This is a genomic window from Streptomyces niveiscabiei, from assembly GCF_001419795.1.
Lineage (GTDB): Bacteria > Actinomycetota > Actinomycetes > Streptomycetales > Streptomycetaceae > Streptomyces > Streptomyces niveiscabiei.
On sequence record NZ_LIRL01000861.1, the window covers coordinates 1 to 7,170 of the forward strand.

The 7,170-nt window shown below is 69.8% G+C and carries 3 protein-coding genes; 1 reads left to right on the top strand and 2 read right to left on the bottom strand.

What is annotated here, in order from left to right; genetic code table 11:
- The first annotated feature begins 449 nt into the window (after window positions 1-449).
- Window positions 450-5,399, top strand: coding sequence for an NAD-glutamate dehydrogenase (locus tag AOK24_RS35660; RefSeq protein ID WP_055724118.1), 4,950 nt, complete (start codon window positions 450-452; stop codon window positions 5,397-5,399).
- A 77-nt stretch (window positions 5,400-5,476) separates the two neighbouring features.
- Here AOK24_RS35660 and AOK24_RS35665 read toward each other — a convergent pair whose 3' ends face one another.
- Window positions 5,477-6,289, bottom strand: a complete 813-nt coding sequence (locus AOK24_RS35665) for an ABC transporter ATP-binding protein (RefSeq protein ID WP_055724119.1) — start codon at window positions 6,287-6,289, stop codon at window positions 5,477-5,479.
- Window positions 6,282-7,170 (bottom strand): ABC transporter permease (locus tag AOK24_RS35670; protein WP_055724120.1); only part of this gene is annotated, 889 nt, incomplete at its 5' end. The genes AOK24_RS35665 and AOK24_RS35670, both read right to left, overlap by 8 nt.

Sequence of the window (7,170 nt, forward strand, 5' to 3'; positions counted from 1 at the left end):
GCGGACGGGGGGAGCATGGGGGGCATTTCGTGGCCGCCCTGTGCAGGGTGTCGAAGATCAGTGCTCTGTTTTGTACACATACGGCTCATGACGGGCCCCCGGTGAGGAGCGATAGCCTGGTCCCGTGATCAGCGCGATATCTCGCGGGGGTGCGTTTTCCCCTGCCCTGCGCCCGGTCGGCTCGGATCGCATCCGGCACCGGGCGGCGGTCGCCGATCTTCACGGGCGAGGCGGAGAACCGACGGTTTCGTGGACGTCGTACCCGCCCCGGACGGCGGCGCCGAGAGCGGCGTCACACCTCCGGGGGGCACATATCGCCTCGTCCGTCTCCCCCCGCGGCATAGCGTCGAAGCAGACCGGACACCCCGCGTCGAGGCGTCCCGTGCCGGGGGAAGAGACCGAACTTCCTTCTACGTCACGCAACGGCGCGCGACAGGAGCCAGAGGACCATGCAGACCAAGCTGGACGAAGCCAAGGCCGAGCTGCTCGAAAGGGCGGCGCGGGTCGCTGAGAACAGCCCGGCCGGGGGGCACCTACCGACCGGGACGACCGCGGAGGGCGCCGCAGGCGGTCCCCCCGGGGCGGACGTCTCACCCCCGGACCACGACACCGTTCTCTCCTTCCTTCAGCGGTACTACCTCCACACGGCCCCGGAGGACCTCGGCGACCGCGACCCGGTCGACGTCTTCGGCGCCGCCCACTCGCACTTCCGGCTGGCCGAGAACCGCCCCCAGGGCACGGCGAACGTCCGCGTGCACACCCCGACCGTCGAGGAGAACGGCTGGACGTGCAGCCACTCGGTCGTCGAGGTCGTCACCGACGACATGCCGTTCCTGGTCGACTCGGTCACCAACGAGCTGTCCCGCCAGTCGCGCGGCATCCACCTCGTCATCCACCCCCAGGTCGTCGTCCGCCGCGACGTGACCGGCAAGCTGATCGAGATCCTGCCCTCGGCCGACGGCCTGCCGCACGACGCGCACGTCGAGTCCTGGATCCACGTCGAGATCGACCGCGAGACCGACCGCGCCGACCTGAAGCAGATCACCGCCGACCTGCTGCGCGTCCTGTCGGACGTCCGGGAGGCCGTCGAGGACTGGGAGAAGATGCGCGAGGCGGCGCTCAGGATCGCCGACGAGCTGCCCGCCGAGTCCGTGCCGGGCGACCTGCCCTCGCCGGAGGTCGAGGAGGCCCGCGAGCTGCTGCGCTGGCTGGCCGCCGACCACTTCACGTTCCTGGGCTTCCGCGAGTACGAGCTGCGCGAGGACGACTCGCTGACCGCCGTACCCGGTACCGGCCTGGGCATCCTGCGCTCCGACCCGCACCACGACACCGACGAGTCCCACCCGGTCAGCCCCTCCTTCGAGCGGCTCCCGGCGGACGCGCGCGCCAAGGCCCGCGAGCACAAGCTCCTGGTGCTGACCAAGGCCAACAGCCGGGCGACCGTGCACCGGCCGTCGTACCTGGACTACGTCGGCGTGAAGAAGTTCGACGCGGACGGCAATGTCGTCGGCGAGCGGCGCTTCCTCGGCCTGTTCTCGTCGGCCGCGTACACCGAGTCGGTGCTGCGGGTGCCCGTGATCCGCCGCAAGGTCGACGAGGTGCTGACCGGCGCCGGGTTCTCCCGCAACAGCCACGACGGCCGCGACCTCCTCCAGATCATGGAGACGTACCCGCGCGACGAGCTGTTCCAGATCCCGGTGGACGAGCTGCGGACGATCGTCACCAGCGTGCTCTACCTCCAGGAACGCCGGCGGCTGCGGCTCTACCTGCGCCAGGACGAGTACGGCCGCTACTACTCGGCGCTGGTCTACCTCCCGCGCGACCGGTACACAACGGGCGTACGCCTGAGGATCATCGACATCCTGCGCGAGGAACTCGGCGGCATCAACGTCGACTTCACCGCCTGGAACACCGAATCCATCCTGTCCCGGCTGCACTTCGTGATCCGCGTCCCGCAGGGCACCGAGCTGCCGCAGCTCTCCGACGCCGACCGCGACCGCATCGAGGCGCGGCTCGTCGAGGCCGCGCGGTCCTGGGCGGACGCGTTCGCGGAGGCGCTGACCGCCGAGTGCGGCGAGGAGCGCGCCGCCGAACTGCTGCGCCGCTACGGCACCGCGTTCCCCGAGGGCTACAAGGCCGACCACACGCCGCGCGCGGCCGTCGCCGACCTCGTCCACCTCGAACAGCTCGGCGAGCAGCAGGACTTCGAGCTCAGCCTGTACGAGCCCGTCGGCGCCGCGCCCGACGAGCGCCGCTTCAAGATCTACCGCAACGGCGAGCCGGTCTCCCTCTCGGCCGTGCTGCCGGTGCTGAACCGCCTCGGCGTAGAGGTCGTCGACGAGCGCCCCTACGAACTGCGCAACGCCGACCGCTCCTCGTCCTCGTGGATCTACGACTTCGGGCTCCGAGTCCCCGGCAGCGTCGAGCAGTTGGGCGACGACGGGCGCGAGCGGTTCCAGGAGGCGTTCGCCGCGACCTGGACCGGCGCCGCCGAGAACGACGGCTTCAACGCGCTGGTGCTCGGCGCCGGGCTGACCTGGCGGCAGGCGATGGTGCTGCGCGCGTACGCCAAGTACCTGCGCCAGGCCGGGTCCACGTTCAGCCAGGACTACATGGAGGACACCCTCCGCACGAACGTCCACACCACCCGGCTGCTGGTCTCCCTCTTCGAGGCGCGCATGGCGCCGGAGCGGCAGAGCGCCGGGCGCGAGATCGTCGACGCGCTGCTCGAAGAGCTGGACGCCGCGCTCGACCAGGTCGCCTCGCTCGACGAGGACCGCATCCTGCGCTCCTACCTGACCGTCATCAAGGCGACCCTGCGCACCAACTTCTTCCAGACCACGGCCGACGGCACCCCGCACGCGTACGTGTCGATGAAGTTCGACCCGCAGGCCATCCCCGACCTGCCCGCGCCGCGCCCGGCGTTCGAGATCTGGGTGTACTCGCCGCGCGTCGAGGGCGTCCACCTGCGGTTCGGGAAGGTCGCGCGCGGCGGGCTGCGCTGGTCGGACCGGCGCGAGGACTTCCGGACCGAGATCCTCGGGCTGGTCAAGGCGCAGATGGTGAAGAACACCGTGATCGTGCCGGTCGGCGCGAAGGGCGGGTTCGTCGCCAAGCAGCTGCCCGACCCGAACGTCGACCGGGACGCGTGGCTCGCGGAGGGCATCGCCAGCTACAGGACGTTCATCTCGGCGCTCCTCGACATCACGGACAACCTCGCCGGCGGAGAGGTCGTGCCGCCGCGCGACGTCGTCCGGCACGACGAGGACGACACGTACCTCGTCGTCGCCGCCGACAAGGGCACGGCGACCTTCTCCGACATCGCCAACGAGGTCGCCGAGTCGTACGACTTCTGGCTCGGGGACGCCTTCGCGTCCGGCGGGTCCGCCGGGTACGACCACAAGGGCATGGGGATCACCGCGCGCGGCGCCTGGGAGTCGGTGAAACGGCACTTCAGGGAGCTGGGCGTCGACACGCAGACCGAGGACTTCACGGTCGTCGGGATCGGCGACATGTCCGGGGACGTGTTCGGCAACGGGATGCTGCTGTCCGAGCACATCCGGCTGGTGGCCGCCTTCGACCACCGGCACATCTTCATCGACCCGAACCCGGACGCGGCCACCGGCTACGCCGAGCGGCGGCGGCTGTTCGAGCTGCCCCGCTCCAGCTGGGGCGACTACAACGTCGACCTGATCTCCCCCGGGGGCGGGATCTTCCCGCGCAGCGCCAAGGCCATCCAGCTCAACGGGCACATCCGCGAGGCCCTCGGCATCGAGGCGGGCACCGGCAAGGTGACGCCGGCCGACCTGATGAAGGCGATCCTCAAGGCGCCGGTCGACCTGCTGTGGAACGGCGGCATCGGGACGTACGTCAAGTCCGCCGCCGAGTCCCAGGCCGACGTCGGCGACAAGGGCAACGACGCCATCCGCGTCGACGGCGCCGACCTGCGCGTCAAGGTCGTCGGCGAGGGCGGCAACCTCGGGCTCACCCAGCTCGGGCGCATCGAGTTCGCGCTGGCCGGCGGGAAGATCAACACGGACGCGATCGACAACAGCGCCGGGGTCGACACCTCCGACCACGAGGTCAACATCAAGATCCTGCTCAACGGGCTCGTCACCGAGGGCGACATGACCGTCAAGCAGCGCAACAAGATCCTCGCCGAGATGACCGACGAGGTCGGCCACCTCGTCCTGCGCAACAACTACGCGCAGAACACCGCGCTGGCCAACGCGCTCACCCAGTCCGGCGACATGCTCCACGCGCAGCAGCGGTTCATGAAGCACCTCGTCCGCGAGAAGCACCTCGACCGGGCGCTGGAGTTCCTGCCGGCCGACCGGCAGATCCGCGAACGGCTCGCCGCCGGGCAGGGGCTCACCGGGCCCGAGACCGCCGTACTCCTCGCCTACACGAAGATCACCGTCTCCGACGAGCTGCTCCACACGACGCTCCCCGACGACCCCTACCTGCGCGGGCTGCTGCACGCGTACTTCCCGAGCGCGCTGCGCGAGAAGTTCGCCGAGCAGATCGACAGCCACCCGCTGCGGCGCGAGATCACCACGACCGTGCTGGTCAACGACACCGTCAACACCGGCGGGACGACCTATCTGCACCGGCTGCGCGAGGAGACGGGGGCCTCGCTGGAGGAGATCGTGCGCGCGCAGACCGCCGCGCGGACGATCTTCCGGTCGGCGGGGGTGTGGGACGCGGTCGAGTCCCTCGACAACCGGGTCCGGGCCGACGTCCTCACCCGGATCCGGCTGCACTCGCGGCGGCTCGTCGAGCGCGGGACGCGGTGGCTGCTCAACAACCGGCCGCAGCCGCTCCAGCTCGCCGAGACGGTCGAGTTCTTCGCCGACCGGGTGGAGCTGGTCTGGTCCCAGCTGCCCAAGCTGCTGCGGGGGGCCGATCTGGAGTGGTACCAGCAGATCCACGACGAGCTGACGGGGGCGGGGGTGCCGGACGAGTGCGCGACCCGGGTCGCCGGGTTCTCGTCCGCGTTCCCGACGCTGGACATCGTGTCCATCGCGGACCGCGCCGGGAAGGACCCGCTCGACGTCGCCGACGTGTACTACGACCTCGCCGACCGGCTGCGGATCACGCAGCTCATGGACCGGATCATCGAGTTGCCGCGCGCGGACCGGTGGCAGTCGATGGCCCGTGCGTCCATCCGGGAGGACCTGTACGCCGCTCATGCGTCCCTGACGTCCGACGTCCTGGCCGTCGGGAACGGGACGTCCACGCCTGAGCAGCGGTTCAAGGCGTGGGAGGAGAAGAACGCGGCGCTGCTGGGGCGGGCTCGGGTGACGCTGGACGAGATCCGGGGGTCGGACTCGTTCGACCTGGCGAATCTGTCGGTGGCTATGCGGACGATGCGGTCGATGTTGCGTACGCATTCGTAGGGGTACGTGAGTGAGGGCGCCCCCAGCTGATGGGCGGGGGCGCCCTTCTTATGTGTGGTGGTCGTACAAGAAGATGATCAGGCTGCTTTTTTCTTGCCGCTCGTGAACTCCTCGTACTCCTTCATGACCTCTTCCGTCGGCCCGTCCATCCGCAGCTCGCCCCGCTCCAGCCACAGCACCCGTTCGCAGGTGTCCCGGATCGACTTGTTGTTGTGGCTGACCAGGAACACCGTGCCGGCGTGGCGGCGCATCTCGCGGATGCGTTCCTCGGAGCGGCGCTGGAACTTCGCGTCGCCGGTCGCGAGGGCCTCGTCGATCAGGAGGACGTCGTGGTCCTTGGCGGCGGCGATGGAGAAGCGCAGGCGGGAGCCCATGCCGGAGGAGTACGTGCGCATGGGGAGCGAGATGAAGTCGCCCTTCTCGTTGATGCCGGAGAAGTCGACGATCTCCTGGTAGCGGTCCCTGATCTGCTCGCGGGACATGCCCATCGCGAGGCCGCCGAGGTAGACGTTGCGCTCGCCGGTGAGGTCGCCCATCAGGGCCGCGTTGACGCCGAGGAGGGAGGGCTGGCCGTCCGTGTAGATCCGGCCGTTCTCCACGGGGAGGAGGCCGGCGACCGCCTTGAGCAGCGTGGACTTGCCGGAGCCGTTCGTGCCGATGAGGCCGATGGCCTCGCCCTTGTAGGCGACGAAGGAGACGTTCTTGACGGCGTGGACGAGGCGGGTGCCGGCCGCCTTCTCCGCGTTCCTGCGGCGCAGCATGCGGTTGAGGGCGGCGGTCGCGGAGCCTCGGGTGCCTACGCCGTTGACGCGGTAGACGATGTCGACTCCGTCGGCTACGACGGTGGGGATGCGGTCGTCCGGGTTCGTGTTCGCGGGGTTCTCAGCCACGGCCGTACGTCTCCTCAGCCTTCCAGAAGTAGATGAAGCCGCCGACGCCCGCGACGAGTGCCCAGCCCAGGGCCAGAGCCCACACGTGCGGGGGGAGCTGGCTGGAGTGGAAGCTGTCGATCAGCGCGTAGCGCATCAGGTCGATGTAGACGGAGGCAGGGTTGGCCTGGAGCAGGTGGCCCGCCCAGGACGGCCAGTCGTGGTGCTTCCTGACCAGCTGGTCGATGCTCCACATGACGCCCGAGACGTACATCCACGTGCGCAGCACGAACGGCATGAGCTGCGCGATGTCCGGTGTCTTCGCGCCGAGCCTCGCCATGACCATCGAGACGCCCGTGTTGAACACGAACTGGAGCGCCAGCGCCGGGATCACCAGGAACCACGACAGGGCCGGCGGCACCCCCACCGCCAGCAGGATCAGCACGAGCGCCGCCATCGAGAACAGCAGCTGCTGGAGCTGCTGGAGGCAGAACGACACGGGCAGCGCGGCGCGCGGGAAGTGCAGGGCCCGCACCAGGCCCAGGTTGCCGGAGATCGCGCGGGTGCCCGCCAGGATCGAGCTCTGCGTGAACGTCCACACGAACACGCCCGTCACCAGGAACGGGATGTAGTCCGGTACGCCCTTCTTCGTGCCCATCAGCACGCCGAAGATCAGGTAGTACACGGCCGCGTTCAGCAGCGGCGTCATCACCTGCCAGACCTGGCCCAGCTTCGCCTGGCTGTACTGCGCGGTCAGCTTCGCCGTGGCGAACGCGGTGATGAAGTGCCGGCGCGCCCACAGGTCACGGACGTACTGCGGCAGCGACGGCCGCGCCCCGCTCACCGACAGCCCGTGGCGCTCGGCCAGCGCCCTGAGGTCCTGGGGCGGGGTGGGGGCGGTC

Excerpts from the sequence above, each read along its gene's own strand:
- AOK24_RS35660 (WP_055724118.1), top strand. The coding sequence starts at position 450 with ATGCAGACCAAGCTGGACGAAGCCAAGGCCGAGCTGCTCGAAAGGGCG.